The sequence below is a fragment of the Pseudomonas sp. AC083 genome (assembly GCF_979253165.1).
In genome coordinates this window covers 140,241-164,255 of sequence record NZ_CEEDDH010000001.1, presented here as the reverse complement: position 1 = coordinate 164,255, position 24,015 = coordinate 140,241, and the positions used below count along the sequence as shown (strand labels likewise).

23 protein-coding genes are annotated in these 24,015 nt (G+C 59.6%); 17 read left to right on the top strand and 6 right to left on the bottom strand.

Annotated elements, in window-relative coordinates; genetic code table 11:
• Positions 1-60: 60 nt before the first annotated feature.
• The 3 genes from pstA to pstS form a co-directional block, all read right to left on the bottom strand.
• A complete protein-coding gene (pstA, locus tag AC0IXA_RS00690; protein WP_016774590.1) occupies positions 61-972 on the bottom strand; it encodes a phosphate ABC transporter permease PstA in 912 nt (303 codons plus the stop codon).
• Entirely contained in the window at positions 972-1,937 is a 966-nt protein-coding gene (gene pstC / locus AC0IXA_RS00685) for a phosphate ABC transporter permease subunit PstC (RefSeq protein WP_024012838.1), read from the bottom strand. Before pstC ends, pstA begins: the two co-directional genes overlap by 1 nt.
• Before the next feature lie 74 nt (positions 1,938-2,011).
• Entirely contained in the window at positions 2,012-3,043 is a 1,032-nt protein-coding gene (gene pstS, locus AC0IXA_RS00680; RefSeq protein WP_051600442.1) for a phosphate ABC transporter substrate-binding protein PstS, read from the bottom strand.
• 313 nt (positions 3,044-3,356) lie between these two features.
• Here pstS and AC0IXA_RS00675 point away from each other — a divergent pair, with 313 nt between their 5' ends.
• Together AC0IXA_RS00675 and AC0IXA_RS00670 are read left to right on the top strand one after the other, a co-directional pair.
• Positions 3,357-4,796, top strand: coding sequence for an ATPase domain-containing protein (locus tag AC0IXA_RS00675; RefSeq protein ID WP_471811611.1), 1,440 nt, complete (start codon positions 3,357-3,359; stop codon positions 4,794-4,796).
• A gap of 23 nt (positions 4,797-4,819) precedes the next feature.
• Complete coding sequence (locus AC0IXA_RS00670; RefSeq protein ID WP_016774585.1) at positions 4,820-5,179, top strand: response regulator; 360 nt, start codon at positions 4,820-4,822, stop codon at positions 5,177-5,179.
• Here the strand turns inward: AC0IXA_RS00670 and AC0IXA_RS00665 are convergent.
• Positions 5,174-6,130 carry a fimbrial protein gene (locus AC0IXA_RS00665; protein ID WP_471811134.1) on the bottom strand — a complete coding sequence of 319 codons (957 nt, stop codon included), beginning with the start codon at positions 6,128-6,130 and terminating at the stop codon, positions 5,174-5,176. The two genes, AC0IXA_RS00670 and AC0IXA_RS00665, sit on opposite strands and share 6 nt — an antisense overlap.
• A gap of 330 nt (positions 6,131-6,460) precedes the next feature.
• Between AC0IXA_RS00665 and AC0IXA_RS00660 the strand changes: the two genes are divergently transcribed.
• Together AC0IXA_RS00660 and AC0IXA_RS00655 are read left to right on the top strand one after the other, a co-directional pair.
• Positions 6,461-7,045 carry a hypothetical protein gene (locus tag AC0IXA_RS00660; protein WP_471811132.1) on the top strand — a complete coding sequence of 195 codons (585 nt, stop codon included), beginning with the start codon at positions 6,461-6,463 and terminating at the stop codon, positions 7,043-7,045.
• Between the two features lie 82 nt (positions 7,046-7,127).
• Positions 7,128-7,376 (top strand): FimD/PapC C-terminal domain-containing protein, encoded by a 249-nt coding sequence (locus AC0IXA_RS00655; RefSeq protein ID WP_471811130.1) that lies wholly within the window; start codon positions 7,128-7,130, stop codon positions 7,374-7,376.
• 140 nt (positions 7,377-7,516) lie between these two features.
• Here the strand turns inward: AC0IXA_RS00655 and AC0IXA_RS00650 are convergent, their stop codons facing one another.
• Positions 7,517-8,422, bottom strand: a complete 906-nt coding sequence (locus AC0IXA_RS00650) for a LysR family transcriptional regulator (protein WP_130909794.1) — start codon at positions 8,420-8,422, stop codon at positions 7,517-7,519.
• Positions 8,423-8,540: 118 nt separating this feature from the next.
• Here AC0IXA_RS00650 and AC0IXA_RS00645 point away from each other — a divergent pair, with 118 nt between their 5' ends.
• Both AC0IXA_RS00645 and AC0IXA_RS00640 read left to right on the top strand, forming a co-directional pair.
• Positions 8,541-9,467 (top strand): alpha/beta hydrolase, encoded by a 927-nt coding sequence (locus AC0IXA_RS00645; RefSeq protein ID WP_471811128.1) that lies wholly within the window; start codon positions 8,541-8,543, stop codon positions 9,465-9,467.
• Positions 9,468-9,561: 94 nt separating this feature from the next.
• Positions 9,562-9,771: a hypothetical protein gene (locus AC0IXA_RS00640; protein WP_095179863.1), complete on the top strand. Its 210-nt coding sequence runs from the start codon at positions 9,562-9,564 to the stop codon at positions 9,769-9,771.
• Between the two features lies 1 nt (position 9,772).
• Here AC0IXA_RS00640 and AC0IXA_RS00635 read toward each other — a convergent pair whose 3' ends face one another.
• Positions 9,773-10,747, bottom strand: a complete 975-nt coding sequence (locus tag AC0IXA_RS00635; RefSeq protein ID WP_471811126.1) for an NAD-dependent epimerase — start codon at positions 10,745-10,747, stop codon at positions 9,773-9,775.
• Between the two features lie 681 nt (positions 10,748-11,428).
• Here AC0IXA_RS00635 and rfaH point away from each other — a divergent pair.
• The 11 genes from rfaH (at position 11,429) to AC0IXA_RS00580 (ending at position 24,010) form a co-directional block, all read left to right on the top strand.
• Positions 11,429-11,947 carry a transcription/translation regulatory transformer protein RfaH gene (rfaH, locus tag AC0IXA_RS00630; RefSeq protein WP_136493439.1) on the top strand — a complete coding sequence of 173 codons (519 nt, stop codon included), beginning with the start codon at positions 11,429-11,431 and terminating at the stop codon, positions 11,945-11,947.
• Between the two features lie 51 nt (positions 11,948-11,998).
• Positions 11,999-13,159: an outer membrane beta-barrel protein gene (locus AC0IXA_RS00625; protein ID WP_122699309.1), complete on the top strand. Its 1,161-nt coding sequence runs from the start codon at positions 11,999-12,001 to the stop codon at positions 13,157-13,159.
• A 12-nt stretch (positions 13,160-13,171) separates the two neighbouring features.
• Positions 13,172-13,705: a polysaccharide biosynthesis/export family protein gene (locus tag AC0IXA_RS00620; RefSeq protein ID WP_071172312.1), complete on the top strand. Its 534-nt coding sequence runs from the start codon at positions 13,172-13,174 to the stop codon at positions 13,703-13,705.
• A 2-nt stretch (positions 13,706-13,707) separates the two neighbouring features.
• Positions 13,708-16,017, top strand: a complete 2,310-nt coding sequence (locus AC0IXA_RS00615) for a GumC family protein (protein WP_341637647.1) — start codon at positions 13,708-13,710, stop codon at positions 16,015-16,017.
• Positions 16,018-16,083: 66 nt separating this feature from the next.
• A complete protein-coding gene (locus tag AC0IXA_RS00610; RefSeq protein ID WP_471811123.1) occupies positions 16,084-17,475 on the top strand; it encodes an undecaprenyl-phosphate glucose phosphotransferase in 1,392 nt (463 codons plus the stop codon).
• A gap of 46 nt (positions 17,476-17,521) precedes the next feature.
• A complete protein-coding gene (locus AC0IXA_RS00605) occupies positions 17,522-18,880 on the top strand; it encodes a UDP-glucose dehydrogenase family protein (RefSeq protein ID WP_471811121.1) in 1,359 nt (452 codons plus the stop codon).
• Entirely contained in the window at positions 18,877-19,584 is a 708-nt protein-coding gene (locus AC0IXA_RS00600; protein ID WP_471811119.1) for a WecB/TagA/CpsF family glycosyltransferase, read from the top strand. The genes AC0IXA_RS00605 and AC0IXA_RS00600 overlap by 4 nt, the downstream gene beginning before the upstream one ends.
• 11 nt (positions 19,585-19,595) lie before the next feature.
• On the top strand, positions 19,596-20,675 hold the full coding sequence (locus tag AC0IXA_RS00595; RefSeq protein ID WP_471811117.1) for a glycosyltransferase: 1,080 nt from the start codon (positions 19,596-19,598) through the stop codon (positions 20,673-20,675).
• Positions 20,672-21,778: a glycosyltransferase gene (locus AC0IXA_RS00590; RefSeq protein WP_471811115.1), complete on the top strand. Its 1,107-nt coding sequence runs from the start codon at positions 20,672-20,674 to the stop codon at positions 21,776-21,778. Before AC0IXA_RS00595 ends, AC0IXA_RS00590 begins: the two co-directional genes overlap by 4 nt.
• Position 21,779: 1 nt before the next feature.
• Positions 21,780-23,087, top strand: a complete 1,308-nt coding sequence (locus AC0IXA_RS00585; protein ID WP_471811113.1) for an O-antigen ligase family protein — start codon at positions 21,780-21,782, stop codon at positions 23,085-23,087.
• On the top strand, positions 23,081-24,010 hold the full coding sequence (locus tag AC0IXA_RS00580) for a glycosyltransferase family 2 protein (RefSeq protein WP_471811111.1): 930 nt from the start codon (positions 23,081-23,083) through the stop codon (positions 24,008-24,010). Before AC0IXA_RS00585 ends, AC0IXA_RS00580 begins: the two co-directional genes overlap by 7 nt.
• Positions 24,011-24,015 lie beyond the last annotated feature (5 nt).

Below are 24,015 nucleotides of genomic sequence, written 5' to 3'. Positions count from 1 at the left end.
GGTGACAAACGGAGCGGCAATTTGCGCAGTGGATACGTTCAAAATCAGATGCTCCCGTTCTTAATACTTGGGCTTGCCGAAAATCCGGCTGATGATGTTCACGAACAGCACGATCATCACCAGCACCAACGAGGCCGCCCATGCGAGCTCGAGCTGGTTATCGAAAGGCATGCCGGAGAAGTTGTAGATCAGCACCGCCAGCGAGGCAGTCGGGTTCATGACATCGAGATTGCCCTGGTGGTAGATCCAGTAGTTGCTGAACAGCGCGGTGAACAACAGCGGTGCCGTCTCGCCTGCGGCACGCGCCACGGCGAGCATCACACCAGTCAGGATCGCCGGCATGCCGGTCGGCAAGATGATTTTCCAGATGACCTGCGAGCGAGTGCAGCCCATGCCATAAGCAGCATCTTTCATGATCTTGGGCACCATCCGCATCGATTCTTCGGCGGTCAGCACCACGATAGGCAGCATCAGGACGGCGAGCGCCACGCCACCTGCCGGTGCCGAATACGTGCCGGTGGTCATCACTACCAAGGCGTAGGCAAATACACCTGCCAGGATTGATGGCAGGCCCGTAAGCATCTTGGCGGCAAAACGCGCGGCGTTGCCCAGCTTGCTATCCGGCCCCAGTTCAGCCAGAAAAATGGCCGCCATGATTCCGACCGGCACCGCGATTGCTGCCGCGATACCGACCATCACAAAGGTACCCGCCATCGCGTTGCCGAAACCGCCGCCCATCTCGAAGCCGGTCGGCGGCAGTTCGGTGAAGACTTCCAGGTTCAGACGCGCGCCACCACGAGTGATCAGCATGTAGAGCACGGAAATCAGCGGTACGCTGGCGAGCAAAGCACCTGCCCAGACCAGGGTGGTCAGGATCAGGCTACGCAGCGCGCGGCCTTCGAACCTGCGTTGCAAACTGGGCATCGCACCGGTTGGCGCCGTCAGGTCTGTTGCTGCGGTCAGATCAGTCATCACTTGTTACCCCGTTGGGCGTACATCATGATCATCGAGCCGAAAATGTTCACGATCAGCGTAATCAACATCAGCACGAGCGCGGCATACATCAACACCTCGATCTCGTTCGGCCCGGCTTCGGGGAAGTTCAGCGCCAGCAGAGCGGCAAGCGTGTTAGCGGGTGCAAACAGCGAGAGGGAAATGTTGTTGGCATTGCCGACCAGCATGGCCAGCGCCATCGTTTCACCCAGCGCGCGCCCCAGGCCCAGCACCAGCGAGCCGAAAATGCCGGTGGCGGCCGAAGGCACCATCACTTTGAGAATCGCTTCCCAATGGGTTGTGCCCATGCCGTACGCGGCCTGTTTGGTTTTCATCGGCACAGCCGTCAGCGCGTCCTGCGACACGGCGGCAATGGTCGGCAGAATCATGATCGCGAGCACCAGCGCTGCGGGCAGCAGGCCCGGACCGCTCAGGGACGTGCCGAAAAAAGGTATCCAGCCCAGTTCGCTGTTCAACCAGGTCGTCAGTGGCCGAATCGCCGGGATCACCACATAAATTCCCCACAGGCCATAGACCACGCTGGGAATGGCTGCGAGCAGTTCGACGATGGTGCGAAACAGCGCAGCGAGCTTGGTTGGCAGGAAATCCTGGGTCAGGAAAATCGCCATGCTCACGCCAAAGACACCGGCGATCAGCAAAGCGATGAAGGCGCTGTAAAGCGTGCCCCAGATGGCCGGCAGGATGCCGTATTTGCCCTGGTTGACGTCCCACACGCTGCCCAGAAGCACATCGAAGCCGTGCTTCTCCATACCGGGAAGTGCCTTGCGTCCGACTTCGAACACCAGTGCAAATACCAGCGCCAGAATCAGTACCACACCGATGCGTGCGAGCGCGCGGAAGGTACGATCAACCAGAAAATCCTTCGTCGAGGGTGGCTGGCAGGCAGAGTCGGGATTAACCGGTACGACAAAAGGTTTGTTCATGGGCTAAGTCCGGAACAGGGGGAAAACTCTCCCGGCGTGGCGCAGACGCACACGCCGAGAGAGACCTCACGGCGTTACTGAATGTTGGCGGACGCTTTGCGAACCTGTTCGACGACCGATTGTGGCAACGGGATGTAACCCATCGAATCGGCAATCTTCTGCCCCTCGGTCAGGCTGTATTCGACCATTTCACGCATGGCCTTGGCCTTGGCCGGGTTGCCATTGTCCTTGCGGAAAATCATCCAGGTATAAGAGGTGATCGGATAGGACTTGGCACCGTCCGGATCAGGCAGCCAGGCCACCAGGTTTTCCGGCATCTTCACCGCTGCCAGGGCCTCGGCACCGCTTTCGGCGTTTGGCACGACGTAATTGCCGGCCTTGTTCTGCAACTGGGCAAAATCGACCTTGGCGAGCTTGGCGAAGCCATATTCGATGTAACCAATCGCTCCAGGGGTCTGGCGTACGGTCGCCGTCACGCCATCGTTTTTCGGCGATTTGATGAACTTGTCGCTGGCCGGCCAGTTGACGGTGTTGCCCTCACCCAACGCCTGCTTGAACTCGGCGTTGACGGTTGCCAGGTGCTTGGTGAATACCGCGGTCGTACCGCTGGAATCTGCACGCACGACAACGGTGATCGGCGTATCGGAGAGTTTCAGGTCCGGGTTGGCTGCGACGATCTGCGGATCGTTCCAGCGCGTGATCTTGCCCAGGAAAATGTTGGAATAGACGTCGCGTGGCAGCTTCAGGCCCTTGGGATTGCCCGGCAGGTTATAGGCCAGCACGATTTCCCCGGCGGTCATTGGCAGCAACTGCACGCCTTCGGCGACCTTGGCGATATCTTCGTCTTTCATTGCCGAGTCACTGGCAGCGAAATCCACGGTTTTGTTCAAGAAGTCCTGTACGCCCGCGCCACTGCCCTTGGATTGGTAATCGACAGTGACGCCATCGGATTTCTTGCTGAAATCCTTGAACCAGGTCAGATAGATCGGCGCCGGGAAACTTGCTCCGGACCCCGTCAGGCGAACATTTTCTGCTGCAAAGGAGGCCGAGGTAGCACAAAGAGATACCGCAATGGCGAGCGCAGCAGACTTCATCAAACTTTTCATTAAATGACACCTAGTGATTACGGGCTCCCGAACTCTGCAGCAGTTTTGTGACGATTTCATGAAAGCAAAGTGGCAAGCGTTACCCTCATGGTCCGCAGCAGCGCCTATGGATGTAATCGGCTTCCGGGTTTCGAAAAATCGAATCTTCCTGTGCCGGGCTTGTCACTACCCCCTGATCCCGAGCAGTCACGTGCCAGGTTCACATTGCAAAAACGCCACTTTTCCCCAGCCTTTATGGCCCTCAACCGGAAATGGCGTTAGCATTTCACTCATTCGGCTGAACAAGCCTGTTTATTCAGATCAGGGTCGCATTGTGGAAAAGCTAAAACGCCTTCAAAGCGGGATCGAAGGGCTCGACGCGCTGCTTCAGGGGGGCTTTGTCGCCGGCGCTTCATACATCATTCAAGGGCGCCCGGGCTCCGGCAAGACCATCCTTGCCAACCAGCTAGGGTTTCACCATGCCCGCAACGGCGGCCGTGTGCTGGTCGCCACGTTGCTGGCCGAGTCCCACGACCGCCTGTTCCAGTTCCTGTCGACCATGAGTTTTTTCGACGCATCGCGAGTCGGCGCCGAAATTCAGTTTGTCAGCGCATTCGATACGCTGGAAAACGAAGGCCTCGATGAAGTCGTGAAGCTGCTGCGACGCGAAATCACCCGGCAGAAGGCGACCGTCATGGTCGTCGACGGCCTGCTCAATGCACGCTCCAAAGCCGACTCGCCGATCGACACGAAAAAATTCATCTCTGAACTGCAAGGCCATGCCGCATTTGCCGGTTGCACCGTGCTGTTCCTGACCAGCTCGCGCCTGGATGACGGCAGCCCGGAACACACGATGGTCGACGGCGTCATCGAAATGGGCGAAGAGCTGTTCGGTACCCGTTCGGTGCGCCGCATTCATTTGCGCAAGACTCGCGGCAGCGGCGCGTTGACCGGTCTGCACGAATGTGAAATCACCGATAACGGCCTGGTCGTCTACCCGCGCCTCGAAAGTCTCTACAAGCGCCCTTCCGCCCCCGACAGCGCGGACATGACGCGCATTCCAAGCGGCATTGCGTCGCTCGACGAGATCTTCGGTGGCGGCTTGCACAGCTCCAGCGTCACGCTGGTCATGGGTCCTTCCGGCATCGGCAAAACCACGCTGGGCCTGAAGTTTCTCGCGCAATCTACGGCCGAAGCGCCTGGCCTGCATTTCGGTTTCTATGAAAGCCCGCAGCGCCTGCGCCTGAAAGGCCGTTCGCTGGGCATCGATATTGAACACATGGAACACAGCGGCGCATTGAGCATCGCCTGGCAGCCAACAACGGAAGGTTTACTCGACGGCCTCGGCGCACGCCTGCTGAGCCTGGTCGATGAGAAAGGCATCAAGCGCCTGTTCATCGATAGCCTGAGCGGCATGACACGGGTGTCAACCACACCGGAACGCATCACCGACTTTTTCAGCGCGCTGATGAATGAGCTGCGATCCAGAGGCGTTACGGTGTTCGCCTCATGGGAAATGCGCGATCTGTTCGGCTCCGAGGTCAGCGCACCGAACTCTGACCTGTCCAGTATTGTCGACAACCTGATCCTCATGCGGTTCTTTGAAAATCACGCTGAACTTCGCAGGACGCTTTCCATTCTTAAGGTACGCGATAGCTCCTACAACCCGTCGCGGTTAGAGGTGGTTGTACGCGATCAAGATGTGTTCCTGGAAAAGGCTTTGAAAAATGAACCTTCAGTCGCAGCTGAGTCATTGCCTGGTTCAATTTCGTAAGTCTTCAAGCGGGTTGAAATAACATGACCACCATTCTGGTAGTCGACGACGAGTATCTGATTGCTGACATTCTTGGCTTTGCGCTTGAGGATGAGGGCTTCATGACCGTGACCGCGAGCAACGGCAAGAAAGCGCTCGAGGTGCTGGAAAGAGAACGTCCGGCGCTGGTTATTACCGACTTCATGATGCCAGTCATGGACGGCCTCGAATTCGCCGAAGCCGTGCGTGCCCAGCCGTCCGTCAAACACTTGCCGATCATTCTCATGAGTGGTGCGCAAGCGCACATCGGCATGCAGCGCTCGGATCTGTTTGATGTAGTGGTGCCCAAGCCGTTTGATATTGCGGTGATTGTGGCTGAGGTGAAGAGGCTGTTGGGCTCATAGATACTCGACGACAAAGGCAATTTCGGCATTGGCATCGCCCGCTCGCATTTGCGCATTGGAAGGCTCGATGCGCACGAAGCGGGCTTGCAAGGAAACGGATGCATTACCGCCGCTCGATGTTGGCGCTTTCATTATGTAATTCTGGTTCAGCTTGAGTATCGTCCTGTCACTGAAGCGCATTTGCAATGCCAGCCCTTTGGCAGTGGAATTACTGTTGAGGTGTACCACGCCGGTATCAGCGCTCCATGCAGGGCTGCCCGCAGTGGGCGAAAAGGAGTACCTGAAGTTATTGATTCCGGGAGGACAGTTTTTCATATCAAGAAAGAAGTATTTCTCCTTGGCATAGTCACCGTTCTGCAAAAAATCGCTCATGGTGTAGCTGCCCATATCCACTTTCACATCAGGTGTTTCACAAGACTGCGAGACGATCCGCGTGCCATTTGTATTCATTGCCAGAGGCTCGATTTCTGCAGCGACGAAGGTCCCAAGTTGGCCTGAGGGTATCGTCGCACTGCCGGAAATAGTTCCCGTCTTTACAAAACGCAAGATGTGCTCAGAACCATTCCAACCCCAACCGCCAGCAGTGTCGGTAGTTCCTGGAAAGCCTTTCCACGCTTTCCCCGATGGCGGTCGGCCCCATTGCCAGCCGATTCCGGTATTTCCGATAGGAAAAATCTCCGCGCCCGGCTGAGTAACGCCGACAGTATTGCGTACACCTTCGTTGTGTACCGCAGAGCACCTGAATGAGCTGGGTATGGCGCCCAGGGTCACGATCGGGCTTTCATAGATAACCGTGCCGTTGGGCGTGTCACGAGGCACCGAGATCGTGGCTGGAAGAACCACCCTGACACTGCCCTTGGAATGGTCGGGATAAAATTCGCAAACTGCAGCCATTGCGTTAAATGGCAGTAAATACAAAAAACCGACAATTAAAACATGGGAAAACTTCATAGCAATCTCTCTGAACTCGCCGTGCTTGCAAACATTTGAATGGCGGACGATTGCGTGAACTATCAGCAGTAAACGCCACCAAAGCGGCAGCAGACGATAATGAAAAAAAGGAGCTTGAGCAAAAAGTTTATTTATTCGCAAACAAGACAATTCTCATGGACCCACAAGAAACTTTAGATAGTCGGTTTAAACAAGAAGCCTTCTGCGAATTCGTTAACAAATGTTAGCCGTTATCGACATACGCAAATAGAGCACAATTTAAGACTCGTCTTAAAGGCCCAGCGAATCGAGGTTATTACACTGTCTACTCTTGATAGGAGAAACGATTCCGTGAGAGCCCTCGATACCCTCAATAGCTCAAAACCCCAGAGCAACGCCGCCATCTACTGCCTGACCATTCTTGCGCTGGCACTGATCGCCATGACTGTGGTCGCCGGCTACCAACTCAATGAACTGTTTCCACTGAAGGCTGTGGTGCAACAACAGGAGGTCCAACTCACCCAACGCGCCGATGCAATCCAGTCGATGAGCGCAGAACTGAAGCGCCTGGCGGAACAGAAACAGGTTTTGGAAGCCGACCTGCTTAGCGCAAAGGAACAGGCGAAGGCCGCTGAGCACGCAAAAACCGAACTCGAAAACAATCGACAGGCAGCCCTGACCAGCGCGGCGTTAGAGGATGAAGATTCACTGTGCGCGATCATCGAGCAAAACATCCGACTTGTTGCGGACCAACTCAATCGCGACGATTTCTTCCGCCTGCGTGATGAGCGCGAAGCTGAAGCCGAAGCGGTACTTGAAAGCTATGAAAAACAACTCGCCAGCTGCATTGAACAGTTGACAGCACAAACCGCATCGCCAGCACAATCTGACTCTGCACCCCATGCGCAGGACTTTGCTGCGCCGATCGAGCGCTGATCAAAAAGCCCTGGTAGCCAGGGCTTTACGTTTACTGATTAAAGTTTGAATTCCTTGGTCAGTTTGTTCAGCGACGCGGCCAATGTTCGAACTGTACGATGCCAACGGCCAGCCGATTCCATTCGGCGCGGTGCTGTTGGATAGCGACGGCAAACAACTGGCATTGTCAGATCCGACGGGCAAAGCCCTGGCGCTGGTGACCAAAGATCACGGTGTCATCACCATCAAGTGGCAGGGCAAAAGCTGCCCCGTGCCATACAAGCTGCCGGAAAAGGTCGAAGGTTTGAACTACGAGCAATATCGGTTGGCCTGCTCTTCGAGCGCGAAGTAGACCGACCGCGAGTTTGTCACTCTACGCCCCCTCAGCCAGAACACAGCCCTGATGATTCAGGGCTTTTCAATGCGCACAGTTTGGACATTGCCGTCATCAATAACATCGGAGTTTGCAAAACAGCTGCAATGACCAGGCAATCACTCCCAAGGCGCCGGTGACCACGCTTCCACCAGCCTGTCGATAAACAGCCGAATCTTCGGCGACAGGTGTCGCTTGCTCGGATAAATCACCCGGATCGGCTCGGCAGCCTCGGCGTACTCTGCGAGCAACTGCACAAGCTTGCCACTGCGCAGGTCATCGTTGACCACATAGGATGGCAACGTCGCGATACCGAGGCCTGCCGCAGTCGCCTGATGCAAGGCTTCGGCGCTGTCCATTTGCAGCCGTCCGGCATGAATGACCGGCACAGGCTGACCATTGACGCGAAAATTCCACGCCAGCAATCGGCCGCCGCTGACGAAGTGCAGGCACGCATGCCCGGCCAGATCTTCGGGTGTCTGCGGTGCCGGATGTTCATTCAGATAATCGGGCGAGGCACAGGTGATCATTTGCTGGTAAGCCACCGTGCGCGTGAGTAGCCCGGAGTCTTCCTTGGGCGGACCGATGCGAATCGCCAGATCGAAACCCTCGTCGATCAGGTCGACCAGCCGATCGGAAAACGTCGCGTCGATGGCGAGCGACGGCCAGTCTCTCAGACAGCGCTCGATGTGCTGCACAACGTGCAGCCGGCCCAGTGCTACCGGCAGGCTCATGCGCAAGCGGCCGCTGGGCGTCGAACGGCGGAACGCCAAAGCCTCTTCGACCTCGTCCAGATCCTGCAAGATGCCCACACATCGCTCATACAGCACCCGACCATCGTCGGTCAGGCTCAGGCTGCGGGTGGTGCGGTTGAGCAGACGGACCTGCAGACGCGATTCGAGCCGCACGATCGATTTACCGACGGCCGAGCGGGTCAGCCCGAGTTGCCTGGCCGCCGCCGTAAAACTTCCAGTATCCACCGAGGCGACGAAGGCGGCGATGTCGTTCAGGTTATGCAGTTCCATGTGGCCTCCGGGTTTGGCATTCAGGCGGCTTGGCACCGGTTATGGGGAAACCTATTCCCCAATCATGAGCATACCATTTCGATTAGTTAAGCCATCACTAACGTCTGATCGAGGTCATATGAACATTGAAGTAAAAGCAGCTGTACAAACCTGGGCCAACAGCCTCAGCGATCTGGTGCCCGTGCTGAAGGGTATCGATACCACCACTAAGATGAGCGACATCCGCGATGCCTACGCAAAAATGCTCGGGCAGAATCAACCACCGGCTGGCGTGAGGTTTGAAGCAGTCGACATGGGCGGCGTGCCCGCTACGCTGGTGACTCCGGATGAACTCAAGACCGACGCGGTGCTGATGTACATCCACGGCGGTGCCTACATCGTCGGTCGACCTGACGGCTACCACGGCATCGGCGGCAACTACGCAAAAATGCTCGGCGCGCGGGTGTACATGCCGGATTACCGCCTCGCACCCGAGCATCAGTTCCCCGCCTCCATCGATGACACTTTGCGCGCCTATGAGTGGTTGCTTGAGCAGAACATCGCCGCCAGCAAGATTGCCTTCGCAGGCGAGTCGGCGGGTGGCGCGATGGTGGTCAGCGTGATGGTCGCGGCAAAATCCAAAGGCTTGCCCTTGCCCGCAGTGGGTTCGTCCATCTCGCCATGGGCCAACCTCGAACACACCGGCGCTTCCATGAGCAATCGTGAAGGCCTTGATCCGCTGAACTCCAAGCCCGTGCTGGATATCCTCGCGCGAGCCTTTCTCGGCGACACCTTGGCCAACCATCCGCTGGCGTCGCCGGTGTTCGCCGACGTCACCGGACCGCCACCGATTCTGGTGCAGATCGGCGAAAACGAACTGATGCTCAGTGACGCCATGCGTCTGGCCAATCACCTGGCGGACAACCGCGTCCGGGTCAATCTTGAAGTGTGGCCCGGCATGTTTCACGCCTGGCATTTCTACGCGGGCACGCTGGACGAGGGGCAGCAGGCGCTGGAGAGTTCGGTGCGGTTTATCGAGACGGGATTGACTGAGGCTAATCGCTGACCAAACTGCGTCCGCTGCTGATCGGGGACACTTGTCGCTGTATAGCTCGGCGCCTTGGCGGTATGGTGATTTGCCGACCGCCGAGGAACCGTGAATGCCGAAAAAACCATCAGCCCCTGAGAACACCGCCAGTGCAGCCGACATCGAACGCGCCATTCTGGCCTTGAACAAAATGGCCGAACGCCTGTGGGGCGACGGGCGTGAAGCCGAGGCCAAGGCGCTGCTCGATGCACTGGATGCGCTGAACCGCGCCCTCGACCGGATCCGCATCGGCGAAAGTCGCAGGGCCGTCACCCTGCACTGAATCAGACCTGATAGAACTCGCGATACCACTGCACGAACGCTTGCACGCCCTGCTTGATCGGCACCTGCGGGCTGAGGTCGATGCAGCGTGCCAGCGCCGATACGTCGGCCCAGGTCTTCAGCACGTCGCCCTCCTGCATCGGCAAATAACGGCGCTGAGCCTTGATGCCCAGTGCCTGCTCCAAGCATTCGACGAAGCTCATCAGCGCTACCGGACTGCCGCGACCGATATTGAACAGGCGATTGGTGCCGCGCTCGGCGCTGAGTGCGGGCGGTTTGTCGAGCAGTCGGAAAATCGCTTCGACGATGTCGTCGATAAAGGTGAAGTCCCGCGCCATTTCGCCTTGGTTGTAGAGGTCGATGGCGCGCCCGTTGAGCATCGCTTCGGTGAATTTGAACAGCGCCATGTCCGGTCGCCCCCACGGGCCGTACACGGTAAAGAAGCGCAGGCCGGTGGCCTGCAAGCCGTAGAGATGGCAGTAACTGTGGGCGAGCAGTTCGTTGGCGCGTTTGCTCGCGGCGTACAACGAAACCGGTTGATCGACCGGATCGTCTTCTGCAAACGGCATCTTGGTATTGGCGCCATACACCGAACTGCTCGATGCATAGATCAAGTGCTCTGGCGGGTGACGACGGCACGCTTCCAGAACGTTGAGAAACCCGACCAGATTCGACTGCGCATAGGCATCAGGATTGTCCAGCGAGTAGCGCACTCCGGCCTGCGCAGCGAGGTGAATGACCTGTTTGTAGTGGCCGTGTTCGAACAACTCGGTCAAAGCGCTCTGATCGACAATGTCCAGCCGCTGGAACGTAAAATTGACCAGCGTCTGCAATCTCTGCAAACGCGCCTGTTTGAGTTTGACGTCGTAATAAGGATTGAGATTGTCGATACCCACAACCTCTAGCCCTTCGCGACATAAACGCATGACCGTGTGATAACCGATAAAACCTGCGGCACCCGTTACCAGAACACTCATGATTGCCTCGGCTCACCGGTTTGACTTCAAGAAATATGCAGCACGAACATTTACCCGCGAACGACCGTAACTATTCATAGACGACCTTAGTTACTCGGGCCAGCAGCATCCGACGCGAGGCATCTAAAATCAAAACTTCTTACGAACCGAAACATGTAAGATTGAAACTAATTTGCTATCACGCGCACCATCTAACCTCCGCGACTTCAACAACTTCGAAAAGTTTAAAAAACCCGACGAATAAATTTCACCTTTACCAATCAATAACCTACGTGAGATGGCCATCATCAGCGGATGAAAGGTAATGTTTTTGACTGTTAGCAATTGACAGCTTGCAAAGACTGGCCGATAACTTAGCACTACCCGATGAGCTCGCGCCGACGCACACTTTTTGCTCTCAGGCTACTTATGTAATTGGATCCTGAAGGTCGCAACTGCGAACCGTGCGGTAGCTTTGCTTGAACAAAAGCGCGGACTCGTTATAGCCAAGACGGCCACGGATATAACAATAACCCAGCCAAGTTGATTCATTTTTGAAACACTTCTTCTGCCAATAAACATTGATGCATCTGGCTCGGCACTTTGCCTTGATCAGCCTACTACCTACTAGCAAGCATGACGGCTAGTCCCACGTTATCGGCCGCCCTGCTTACACGATCGCTATGTATGGAGTACTCCAGCATGCTAACGGTTTGCCGCAACGGCTCTAACTGGTATTTATTGCAGTGCAAGCCCCGCCAGGATGAACGGGCACAACTCAATCTGCAGCAACAGAACTATTCGACCTTTCGGCCGCAGCTGATGAGCGAGCGAAGTATTCGTGGCAAACGCCAACGAACACTGGAATCGCTGTTCCCCGGCTACGTGTTCATTGAACTGAGCCGCGACGATAACTGGGCACCGATTCGCTCGACCCGTGGTGTCAGCCGCATCGTCGAATTCAACCATGTGCCCGCCCGCGTCGATGAAGACGTGATCGCGCAATTGCGTGAGCGCAGCCAGGAGTCGCTCGGCTTTCCTGCCGATCCGCAGCTCAAACCCGGCGAACCTCTGCAAATCGTCCAAGGCCCACTGTCCCCGCTCGAAGGCGTGTTCCTGTCCATGCACGGCGACGAGCGCGTGATGATGCTGCTCAATTTTCTCAACCGCCAACAGCACGTCAGCGTCCCGCTGAGTTACCTCGAACGCCAGCGACAATAGTCCGGATCCGCTTCGCCCTGACCCCGACCCCCTTAATCAGGAGCGTGATCCATGGCTCTGAAGCCTCGCTGTTCCCTGGTTTTAGTCGTCGCCTGCTGTGCCCCCGAAGCTGCCTGGAGCGTTGAGCCGCAAGCGATCAATGTCTACGGCTTCGATTTCACCCCGACCTTTGCCTTGTCGGAAAGCTACGACGACAACTTTCGCGAAGTCGAACACGATGTCGAATCGACCATGGTCACCCGTCTGGCGCCGGCCTTCGAGCTCAAGGCGGAGGACCGCAACAGCGCCACGCGGGTGATCTGGGAACCGACCCGCTACATCTATCACAGCGCCTCAGACGCTTCGAACACCGCCCAGCGCCTGCGCGCCGACAGCATCATGGAGTTCACTGATCGGCATCGTCTGAAACTCGAAGCCGAGGCGCGCAAATACGAGCGCACCACCTCGACCGCCGTCGACGGCATCAACGACAAGATCGAGAGTCAGCGGGTCGGCGGCGTCTACACCTTCGGCGCGCGCAGTGCGCTGAACCAGATCGACCTCGGCGCCAGCTACGCACAGCTGCGCTACGACAACTCCGATGGCATCAACGATGACAAGGAGCGCAACACCAGCAATCTGACCAGCACTTGGTATCACCGCCTCGGCAGCAAGACCCGTGGCTTGCTCGAATACGACCACACCCGCTTCGACTACCTGCAATCGAACAGCCCGCGCAGCAGTCGCTCCGACGCAGTGCTGGCCGGTGCCGAGTGGGACATGACGGCGAAAACCACCGGCAAATTGCGCGTCGGTTACGAGCGCAAGAATTTCGACCAGAGCGGTTCCGACGACCTGAGCAACCCGACCTGGCAAGTGGATCTGGCGTGGAAACCGCGCACCTATTCGACCTTCACCTTTCTCGCCCGCCAAGCCATGGCCGAGGGCGACGACGGCTCCGACGCGGTGAAAGCCACCTTCACCCAGATCGGTTGGCGTCACGGCTGGACCGAACGCATCACCAGCGTTGCCGAAGTCGGCATGGGCCATTACGTCTACGAAGGCCAGGACCGTAGCGACGATTTGCAGGACTACAAACTCGGCGTGAATTACGCAATGCGCCGCTGGCTGGACGTCGAAGTCGCCTACCGCCACCGCGATAACGACTCCGATGCCGACAACGAAAGCTTCACCCGCAATGTTTTCCAGATCACGTTCGACGTCAGTCTGTAGGAGGGTTGGGCCATGCATACGCGCCTGATTTTATTGTTGTTGCTGCTCTGGACAGTGCCCACGGTGGAGGCGGCGGACACCGACACCAATTACCGCCTGGCCGCTGGCGATGTCTTGCGCATCATCGTGTTCGGCGAGCCGGAACTGAGCTTCAAGAAGATCCGCCTCAACGATGCCGGCACCTTCTCCTACCCGTTTCTCGGCGAAATCGTCGCCAAGGGCCTGACGCCCAATCAGGTCGAACAGAAGATCGTCGATGGCCTCAGGCAAGGCTATCTGGTCGATCCGAAAGTCAGCCTCAGCCAGATCGAATACCGCCCGTTCTACATCAACGGCGAGGTGCAGAAGCCCGGCAGTTATCCCTTCCAGCCCGGGCTCACTCTGGAAAAAGCCATCGCCCTGGGTGGCGGCCTGACCGAACGCGCCTCAATGAAACGCGTGACGATTTTGCGCGGCAGTGGCGGCCCGCCGGTCACGGAGAACATCTCGCGCACCACCGTCATCGCCCCCGGCGACACCATTTCCATTGCACAAGGCTTTTTCTGATCATGGACAACAGCCCAAGCACCTACCTCGAACGTCCGCTTCAGGGCCACTTGCCAACGCAAGCCGCCGATGAGTCGGACACCCTTGATCTGCTGCACCTGTGGCGGGTGATCTGGTCGGCGAAGTGGAACATCGCCTGGCTGGTGCTGCTCAGTTGCGCGCTGGCCGTGGCGGCGCTGTCGTTCATCACGCCGCAGTACGTCGGCAGTGCGACACTGCTGATCAAGGACAAGACGCCGCCGGTGTTGAGTTTTCAGCAAGCCGCCGAATCCGGCGGCGCCACCACCACTGATTACTTGCAGACTCAGCAAGCCCTGCTGCAATCGCGGGAGCTGGCCGAGCGCGCCGTGCGCAAACTTGGCCTGACTACCAACCCGATCACCGATCCACGCCAGCAGGCGCAGAGTTGGTTCACCCCGCGCCAATGGCTGGCGGACCTCAATCGTGACCAGTGGCTGCCATGGCTGGATCTGCTGCCGCCGCCGAAGCCGCCAGCGACCGAAGAACAAGTGTTCAACGACGTCACGCAAAACCTGATGCTGCATACCAGCGTCAAGTTTGTCGGCAAAAGTCAGTTGCTGGAAATCGAAGTCGAACTGCCTGACCCCGCGCTCGCTGCGGCGGTGGCCAACGCCCTCGCCCAAGGCTTTATCGACAGCCAGCAGGACACCAGCCTGAAGTCTTCGCAAAACAACACCAGTTGGATGAACACCCGCCTGGTCGAGTTGCGCGACAACCTGCGCGTCGCCGAAAACAAGTTGCAGGCCTATCGCGAAGAACAGGGTCTGGTCGATGTCGACGGCGTCGCCACCATCAGTGCCAACGAGCTGCAGATGACCGGCAACCGCATGATCGATGCGCGCCGCGATCGTGCCGAAGCGGAGAGCCAGTTCCGTCAGGCGCAAGCCTTGAGCAACGGCGACATCAGTCGTTTGTCCAGCGTGCCGGCAGTGCTGAGCAATCCGCTGATTCAGCAGTTCCAGGCCGATCTGGCCAAGGCCCAGGCCAAAGTCGAAGAGTTGTCGGGCCGCTACGGGCCGAAGCACCCGGCGCTGATCTCCGCGCGATCCGAACAACGTACGGCGGCCAACAGCCTGCGCCTGCAAGTGCAGCAAGTGGTTGCCGGTATCGAGCGCCAGTATCAACTGGCAGTGGCCAGCGAAGACGCGCTGCGCAAATCCTTCAACAGCAACAAGGCGCAGATTCAGGACATTTCACGCAAGGAATTCCAGCTGCGCGAATTCCAGCGTGAGGTCGACAGCACTCGGGCGCTGTACGAAACCTTCGTCACCCGCCTCAAGGAAACCGCTGCCACTTCGGATATGGATTCGGCCAAGGCTCGCATCGTCGACCCGGCGATCGCACCGCTGGAAGCGAGCAAACCGCGCAAGAACCTGATTCTCGCAATTGTTGCGCTGGTCGCGGCGGTCGTCGGCATCGCCCTAGCCTTCCTCTTCGATACCTTGAGCAACACCTTCAAGACCGACGACACCGTCGAGAGCCTGCTCAATGTGCCGCTGCTCAGCGTCGTGCCGCTGGTGATGAAAAAGAGCCGGCGGCAGCTGGCGCGGCTGTTCGAGGACAACGACCACCCGCGTTTCTGCGAAACCATCCGCAACCTGCGCACCTGGCTGATGCTGCAAAACAACGAACGCCCAGCGCAGGTGGTGCTGGTCACGTCTTCGGTGTCCGGCGAAGGCAAGAGCACCATCGCCAACAATCTCGCTTCGTCGCTGGCGCCGCTGGAACGGGTGCTACTGATTGATGCCGACATGCGTCAGCCGACGCTGTCGCTGAACTTCGATTTCCCGCCGCAGAGCCCCGGCCTCGCCAACCTCATGGCCGGCAGCGCGCGGCTGGAAGACTGCATCCGCAGCGTCGGCAATCTCGACATGCTCCCGGCCGGCTGCCTGTCGCCATCGGCGCTGGACCCGTTCGATGCGCCACGGCTGAAAGCCTCGAGCAGTTCAAGCAATGCCGTAGCCCCCGCGCAGGACTTGCTCAGTTCACCGCGCCTCGGTCGGCTGTTGCAGATTCTCAAGTCGCGCTACCGGCACATCATCATCGATTCGCCGCCGGCAGAAATCGTCAGCGACGCACTGTTGCTGGCCCAGCACTCCGACGCGGTGATCTACGTGGTCAAGGCGCAGAGCACGCCGGTCGGCCAGGTGCGCAAAAGCATCGCCGTGTTGCAGCAGAGCCAGGCGCCGGTATTCGGCGTGGTGCTCAATCAGGTCGATCTGCGCAAGGCGCGCAAGTACGGCCATGGCCATTCGCGTTCCTTCTACGACTACGACTTCGCCCCGCGCTGATCCTTCGGGCCGTGCCGCCCGGCAACAGCAAATCCTTCCCTGTTCGACGAATCGGAGATCGCGCCGATGACCTCGCAATATTCCGCGCAAATGGCACACCGTCGCGGCCTCACCTTCTGGGTGCAATGGCTGTGCGCAATGACCCTGGTCAACCTGTTGCTGATTGTGCTGGTGCACTGGCGCATCGGCGATTTGCCCAGTGAGTACCGCTTGCTGATCATCCTCACCGTGCTTGGCTCGATGCCGGTCTACGGCCTGGTGCAGGTCTACCACAAGCGCCATGGTCTGCTGGTCGGCCTCGGACGTCTGCTCGCCGGCTGGCTGATTCTGCTCGGGCTGCTGATGAGCATCGCCTTCGTCACCCAGACCAGCGCGTTATTCTCCCGGCAGGTGGTGATTGTCTGGGCCGTGGTCGGTTTTCTCGCCCAGGCGGCGACGTTTTTGCCGCTGCATCTGTTCGTGCGCATGTATACCAAGATGATCTGCAACGAGCGCCGCGCGGTGATCATCGGCACCTGCCCGACTGCCCATGAGCTGGCACGCAAACTCCTCGACCCGGATCGCGCGTTGCTGCTCGGGTTTGTCGCGGCGAAAGCCGACAGCGGCCCGGCGCCGAGCATCCTGCCGCTGCTCGGCGAGGTCGAGGACATCCGCGAAATCATTACGCGGTTGCAGGCGCGGCGCGTGTACATCGTGCTGCCGATGGCCGAGGCAGCGACCATCGAAGCGCTGTACATCAACCTGCTCGACATGAACGTCGACGTGGTGTGGATTCCGGATCTGGGCAGCATGGTCTTGCTCAATCATTCGATCTCCGAGATCGAGCGGATGCCGGCGATCTATCTCAACGAAAGCCTGCTCACTTCGCACCCCGGCAGCCTGTTCTGCAAGGACCTGTTCGAACGCAGCGTCGCTGCGGTGGCGCTGATTCTGCTCAGCCCGCTGCTGCTTGGCGTGGCCATTGCGGTCAAGCTGACCTCGCCGGGACCGGTGCTGTTCAAGCAGAACCGCCATGGCTGCGACGGCGAAGTGATCCGCGTGTGGAAATTCCGCTCGATGCGCGTGCACGACGATCAGCAAGTGCGCCAGGCCACCCGCGACGACGACCGCGTCACACCGCTGGGACGCTTTCTGCGGCGCAGCTCCATCGATGAGCTGCCGCAGCTATTCAACGTGCTGTTCGGCCACATGGCGCTGGTCGGCCCGCGCCCCCACGCGGTCACCCACAACATCTATTACACCGGCAAGGTGCGCGCCTACATGGCGCGGCATCGGCTCAAGCCTGGCATCACTGGTCTGGCGCAGATCACCGGGCATCGCGGCGAAACCGAGACCGTGGAAAAGATGCAGCGCCGGGTCGCCCAGGACCTCAATTACATCAATCAATGGTCGCTGTGGCTGGACATCAAGATCCTCCTGAAGACGCCCTTCAGCCTGTTCTCGAAAAACATCTACTGACAGCGGCCAGCGCTCTGGCCCACCCCGCCACGCATGAGGTTTTCCCATGAATGTGAGTGTATTCGGTATCGGTTATGTCGGACTGGTCCAGGGCGCCGCGCTGGCCGAGGTCGGCCACAACGTGCTGTGTGTGGATGTCGACGCGGCCAAGGTGCAGGCCCTGAATGACGGTAGCCTGCCCATCTACGAACCCGGGCTGAAAAGCCTGGTGCGGGACAATCATCACAGCGGCCGCCTGCAATTCGGCAGCGATCTGGCCGCCGCCGTAAAGCATGGCGATGTGTTGCTGATCGCCGTCGGCACGCCTCCGGACGAGGATGGCTCGGCGGATCTCAAACATGTGCTCAGCGTCGCCCGCACCATCGGCGAGCACCTGCGCGGCGAGCAGATCATCGTCGACAAATCCACAGTGCCGGTGGGCACAGCGGACCGGGTGCGCGAATGCATCAGCGCCATCCTCGGCGACAGCGGCCGTGGTGCACTGACCTTCGATGTGGTTTCCAACCCGGAATTCCTCAAGGAAGGTTGCGCGGTCGACGACTGCATGCGCCCCGACCGGATCATCATCGGCACCGACAGCCCGCGCGCCGAAGCGCTGATGCGCGAGCTGTACGAACCGTTCAATCGCAACCGCGAAAAAATCATCGTCATGGATGTGCGCAGCGCCGAGCTGACCAAGTACGCAGCCAACTGCATGCTCGCGACCAAGATCAGTTTCATGAACGAAATGGCCGGGCTCGCGGAAAAGCTTGGCGCCGACATCGAAATGGTCCGCCATGGCATCGGCTCGGATCCGCGCATCGGCTACCAGTTCATCTACCCCGGCATCGGTTATGGCGGTTCGTGTTTCCCCAAGGATGTGCGGGCGTTGATCCATGCCGCCCACGGCGTCGACATCGATGCGCGCCTGCTCCGCGCGGTGGAGTCACGCAACAACGAGCAGAAGAGCACGCTGTTTCACAAGATCGCCGAGCACTTCAACGGCGCGCTGGAAGGCAAAACCTTCGCGCTGTGGGGCCTGAGCTTCAAGCCCAACACTGACGACATGCGCGAAGCCCCCAGCCGCGTGCTGATGGAGGCGTTGTGGCGAGCCGGCGCCAGCGTGCAGGCGTTCGACCCGAAAGCCATGGAACAGGCGCAGCAGCTTTACGGCCCGCGCGATGACCTCTCGTTGGCGGGGACCAAAGAGGCGGCGCTGAAAAATGCCGACGCGCTGGTGATCGTCACCGAGTGGCAATCGTTTCGCGCGCCGGACTTCGAACTGCTCGCCCGCCAGTTGAAAAATCCGCTGATTTTCGACGGGCGCAACCTGTTCGATCCGCAACGCCTCAGCGCACGCGGCTTCACCTACATCAGCGTCGGCCGGCCAACCTGCGCCGCTGAAGCACAGGATCTCGCGTCATGATCCGCCTGGAATTGCTCGACCGTTATTCGCCGGCGCTGCTGGACTCCAACCGGGCGTTTTCCTTTCTCAACTTCGCCTCGATCGGCAGTTTCATCCGCCAGCCGCCGCCTTCGCTGGCGTATTTCTGCGACGGCATGCTGATGTCCGGGTTCATGTCGCGCATCACCGGGCGCGCGGTGCAGCGGGTCAGTTTCGATTTCACCTCGATTGCCGACCCGGTGTTGCGCGAGTCCGAGCAGCGCGGCAAACGTGTCTATGTGGTGGGCGCGCGGCAAGCGGAGCTTGATCGTTTCGTTGACAAGCTCGGCACGCAGTACCCGCGCCTGCAATTGGTCGGCGCACACAACGGTTACTTCGACGCCGAACAAGGTGCGGCAATTCAAGCTGACATCCGACGGCAGCGGACCAACCTGCTGCTGGTCGGCCTCGGCGCCGGTCTGCAAGAGCGCTTTGTCCTCGATGCGCTGCGCGGTGGCTTCAGCGGCGTGGCGTTCACCTGCGGCGGTTTCATTCGTCAGGAGGCCAATGCCAGCGAGCGTTACTACCCCGACGCGATCAATCGCCTGCAACTGCGCGCCTTTTACCGCATGTACCGCGAGCCGCACACGATCAAGCGTTACCTGCTCGACTACCCGAGCAATGCCCTGCGCCTGACCGAACTGATTCTGCGCCAGCAAGTGGCAATCAATGTCACTGCCCCATGAGGATTGTGCCGATGCATATTCTGTTCACGCTCAAGGATTACCAGACTGGCGGCGGCGTCGAGTGCGTGCAGCAACGCCTCGCCGAGCAGTTTCTGGCGGACGGTCGGCGGGTGAGTTTTTTCGTCATGAACGGCGACTCGCCCAACGTCGACGGCGCGCCAAGCATGGCCGGTGGCGGCAGTGGGCTCGCGGGCTGGCTGAAATCGATCGTGCTGCTGCGCCGGCTGATTCGCCGCGAAGGCGTGACGCACCTGATTGGCGCCAAGGAGCAGGCCAATCTCTGCACCTGGTTCGCCACCCTGGGCAGTCCCTGCAAAGTCATTTACACCCGCCACGCCGCGCTGGATTGCGCCGAGCAGAACACCGGACGCGCCAGCCTGCGGCTGTTGTACGCGCTGTACCTGTGCGGCAGCGGCAAGGTGGTCGCGGTGTCCCACGGTCTGCGCCAGTCGCTTGCCGGGTTGATGCCTTGGGGGCGACCGCGCATTCGTTATTGCCCGAACGCAGTGATCAGCGAACAACTGATGCGTGCGGCACAAGCGCCGTTGCCCGGTGGTGTGCCCCATCATTACTGGCTGGGCATCGGCCGATTGGTGCACACCAAAGGCTTCGATTTGCTGCTCGACGCCTACGCGCTGGCGGCGCAACAACGCCCGCTGCCGTATCTGGTGATTGCCGGCGACGGCCCGTTGCGCGCAGCGCTTGAAGCGCAGGCACAACGGCTGGGCATCGAACGTCTGGTGCATTTCACCGGCCATCTGCGCAATCCCTATCCGCTGATCCGTCATGCGCAACTGTTGGTGCTCAGCTCTTTGCACGAAGGCTTGCCGACGGTGCTGGTCGAGGCGCTGGCGCTGGGCACTCCGGTGATCTCCACCGATTGCGGCAGCGGGCCGCGCGAGTTGCTCGATGATGGGCGCCTCGGGCGTTTGGTCAAGGTCAATAATGTGCCGGCCCTGACCGAGGCAATGCTCGACAGTCTGGCCAACCGCGAACCGGCAGCTCCAGCCCGACATTCAGTCAGCGAAGCGATCCTGCCCTATACCAGCCAGTACGCCGCCCAGGCCTATTACCAGGTATGGAACCGATGAAAAAGCTGCTGATCATCCTCCAGGACCTCGGCGCCGGCGGCGCGGAGAAAATGATGGTGCGCCTCGCCGGTGCCTTGGTCGAGGCTGGCAACGAAGTGACGCTGCTGATGCTTACCGGTGCCGGCATCAATCAGCCGGCGCTCGACCCACGGGTGAGGCAAGTGCTGCTCGACAGCCCGCGCAGCGCCGCTGCCGTGCCCGCGCTGATGCGCTTTTTGCGCAGCAACCGCTACGACGCGCAACTGGCAGTGCTCACTCATGTCAACGTCGTGGCGATTGCCGCCGCCGCGCTGTCCGGGACGCTGGCGCGGCTGCACGTCAGCGAGCGCAATGCCTTTTCGCGGGACAAGCATGTCAACCCGGCCCTGTCGGTCAAGCTCGCCTACTGGCTGGCGCCGTGGCTGTACCGGCTGATTCCCAACCCGGTGATCTGCGTATCGCGAGGTGTCGCCGAAGATCTGGTCGACACCACCATCGCCCGCCCGCGCGATGTGACGACCGCTGACAACCCGGTGCTCGACAACGATTTTCGCGACAAGCCTGCCGCCGCGCCGAGCCATCCCTGGTTGAAGGACAAAACCACTCCGGTGATCGTCGCCGTGGGTCGCCTGGCGCAGCAAAAAGGTTTCGACACTTTGATCGACGCCTTCGCCCGCCTGCCACAGAACGACGCGCGCCTGATCATTTTCGGCGAGGGCGCATTGCGCGCCGAACTGCTCGCCCAAGCGGCGGCGCTTGGCGTCGCGGAGCGTTGCGATCTACCGGGTTACGCCAGTGACCCTATCGCCGAGATTGCCCGGGCAGATTGTTTTGTCTTGTCGTCGCGTTTCGAGGGCAGCCCCAACGCTTTGGTCGAAGCACTGTCGACCGGCACGCCGGTGGTAGCGACACGCTGCCCGTATGGCCCGAAGGAAATCCTCGCCGATGGCGCCGTGGCGCCCTTGGTCGAGGTTGACGATCCGGCCGCCCTCGCCGCCGCGATCAGTGCACAAATGGCCACGCCGCGAGCCGTGCATCGCCAGCGCCGTATCGAGGCCGCCGCGCGCTTTGTCAACGCTCGCGCGGTGCAGACCTACCTCAAGGCGTTACTCGGGAGGCGCTGAGATGAACCGCCTGCAAGTGCGTTATTCGACGCTGGCCGACGCCTTCACCTTGTTTGGCGTGCTGTTCTATACGCAAGTGATCGGCTTCTTCCTGCGCCTGGGTAATGTGAGCACGCTGGACGATGCCCAGCAGGATCTGGAAGGCAATCTGGCCAATCAGGTCTGCGGCTTGCTGACCTTGCTGGTGCCGCTGTTTTTCTTCATCCGGCACAAGGTCTTCCTCAGTAAAAGCTTCTACCGGCAGAACCTGTTCTTGCTGCTGTTTCTCGGCTGCGTGGCGGCGTCGATCAGTTGGTCGAGCGAGCCGATGCTCAGTTTCAAGCGTTTCGTCGCGCTGCTCAGTGTGGTGTTCTTCGCCGGTTTCATTGCCTGGCGCTACAGCCTGGAACGCATTGCGTTTCTGTTCGGCTGCGTGATCGGTGCGGCGGCGCTGGTCGGCTTGATCTTTGCCGTGATTCGCCCGGACATCGCCTTTATTTCCGGCGGCATCCGTGACGGTGCGTTTCGCGGGGTGTTCGCGGAGAAGAACGCCGGTGCACGCCTGAACGCTATTGCGATCCTGTTGCTGCTGCCGATGATCCGCCAGCGCAACCCAATGGCCATGCTCTACGGACTGTTCGCGCTGATCGCCATCGGTCTGGCGCAGTCAGCCACGGCGATTGCGCTGATCGTCGCCGGCACCGCCAGTTACGCCTACTTCATCACGCTGATCCGCTTGCGCATCAACCGCTCACTGTTGGCGTTCACGGCGGCGACGCTGGTGTTCTTCCTTCTGTGTGGCGTGCTCTACGCCAACTACGCGATGCTGCTGGAACTGGTTGGCCGTGACCCGTCGCTGACCGACCGCACGCTGATCTGGGAGCTGTTGCAGCCGCTGATCGATGCGCAATTTCTCAAGGGCTACGGTTTCGGCGCGTTCTGGGCCAGTGCCGATGCCGATGCGTTTATCACGCGGTGGGGCTACATCGGCAATGCCCACAGCGGCTACGTCGAAACCCTGCTCAACGGCGGTTTGATCCAGTTGATCGCCCTGCTGCTGATGTTTGCCCAGACCCTGAGCAAGCGCTATCGCGCAATCACGGCAGATCAGTCGGCGCGCTATCAGGCGTGTGCGCTGGTAATCATCGGCCTGTTCGTGGTGACCAATTACGTCGCCTACGTGATCCCCAACTATCGCTCGGGCGAGTTCCTGATTTTCTGCGTGCTCAGCCTGACCTTCCGCCATCACCTCATCGCCCGTCCGCAGCCGCTGCCAGCGGCGAATGCTCGGCCAATGCGCGGCACTTTCCGGGAGCAACGCCCATGCTGAATGATCCCTCCGCCGTCACCGTGTGCGTGGTGATTCCGCTGTACAACGCCGTCGCCAGCATCCAACGCACACTGGATTCGGTGTCTGCACAGACTCGCCTGCCGGACAAAGTCATCGTCGTCGATGACGGTTCCAGTGATGCCGGGCCAGAGATCGTCAAGCACTACGCCGCGCCCTTCCCCATCGTGCTGTTGCAGCAGCCCAATCAAGGCCCGGCCAGTGCGCGCAATCGCGGCGTGTTCAGTGCCAAAGAAACCTTTATCGCCTTCCTCGATGCTGATGACCGCTGGCATCCGGAGAAACTGCAAAAGCAACTGGCGCTGCACGCGGAGTTGACCCGACAGGGACGCAAAGTCGGTCTGGTCGATTGCTTTCAGATGAGCGAATTCAGTGACGGCAAACGCCAGTTGGAGGATCGCTGCAAACACGGCGAGCACTTTGCCGATTTCATGCGCGAGAACATCATCAACGGCACCTCCGGCGTACTCGCCCTGCGCGAGATCATCGTCGCCATTGGCGGCTTCGATCAGAGCCTGCGTTTTGCTGAGGATCGCCTGCTGTGGACGCGCATCGCCGAAATCAGCGAGATCCACAGCGTGCCGCAGATCCTCCACTGGCGCGCCGTCAACGCCGCCAACATCACCGCGCAACCGCACAAGTATTACCCGCACAAGCTGCGTTTCATCCAGCTGTACCTGGCGCGTTACGGCACCCGGCTGAACCAGCAGCAACGGATCTATTTCGTCCTCGCCAACCACGCCGAATTTCTCAATGCGTTTTCCCGGCGCGGCGATCATCGGCGGGTCATCGAAGTGTTCCGGCAGATGCTCGGGCATTCGTGGCAGACGCTGTTTTTCTTCCAGGGCAAACCAACCCTGCGCTACCTCTATGCCTGCTTGAAAAGCCTCGGCAACAGCCGCTGAATGTC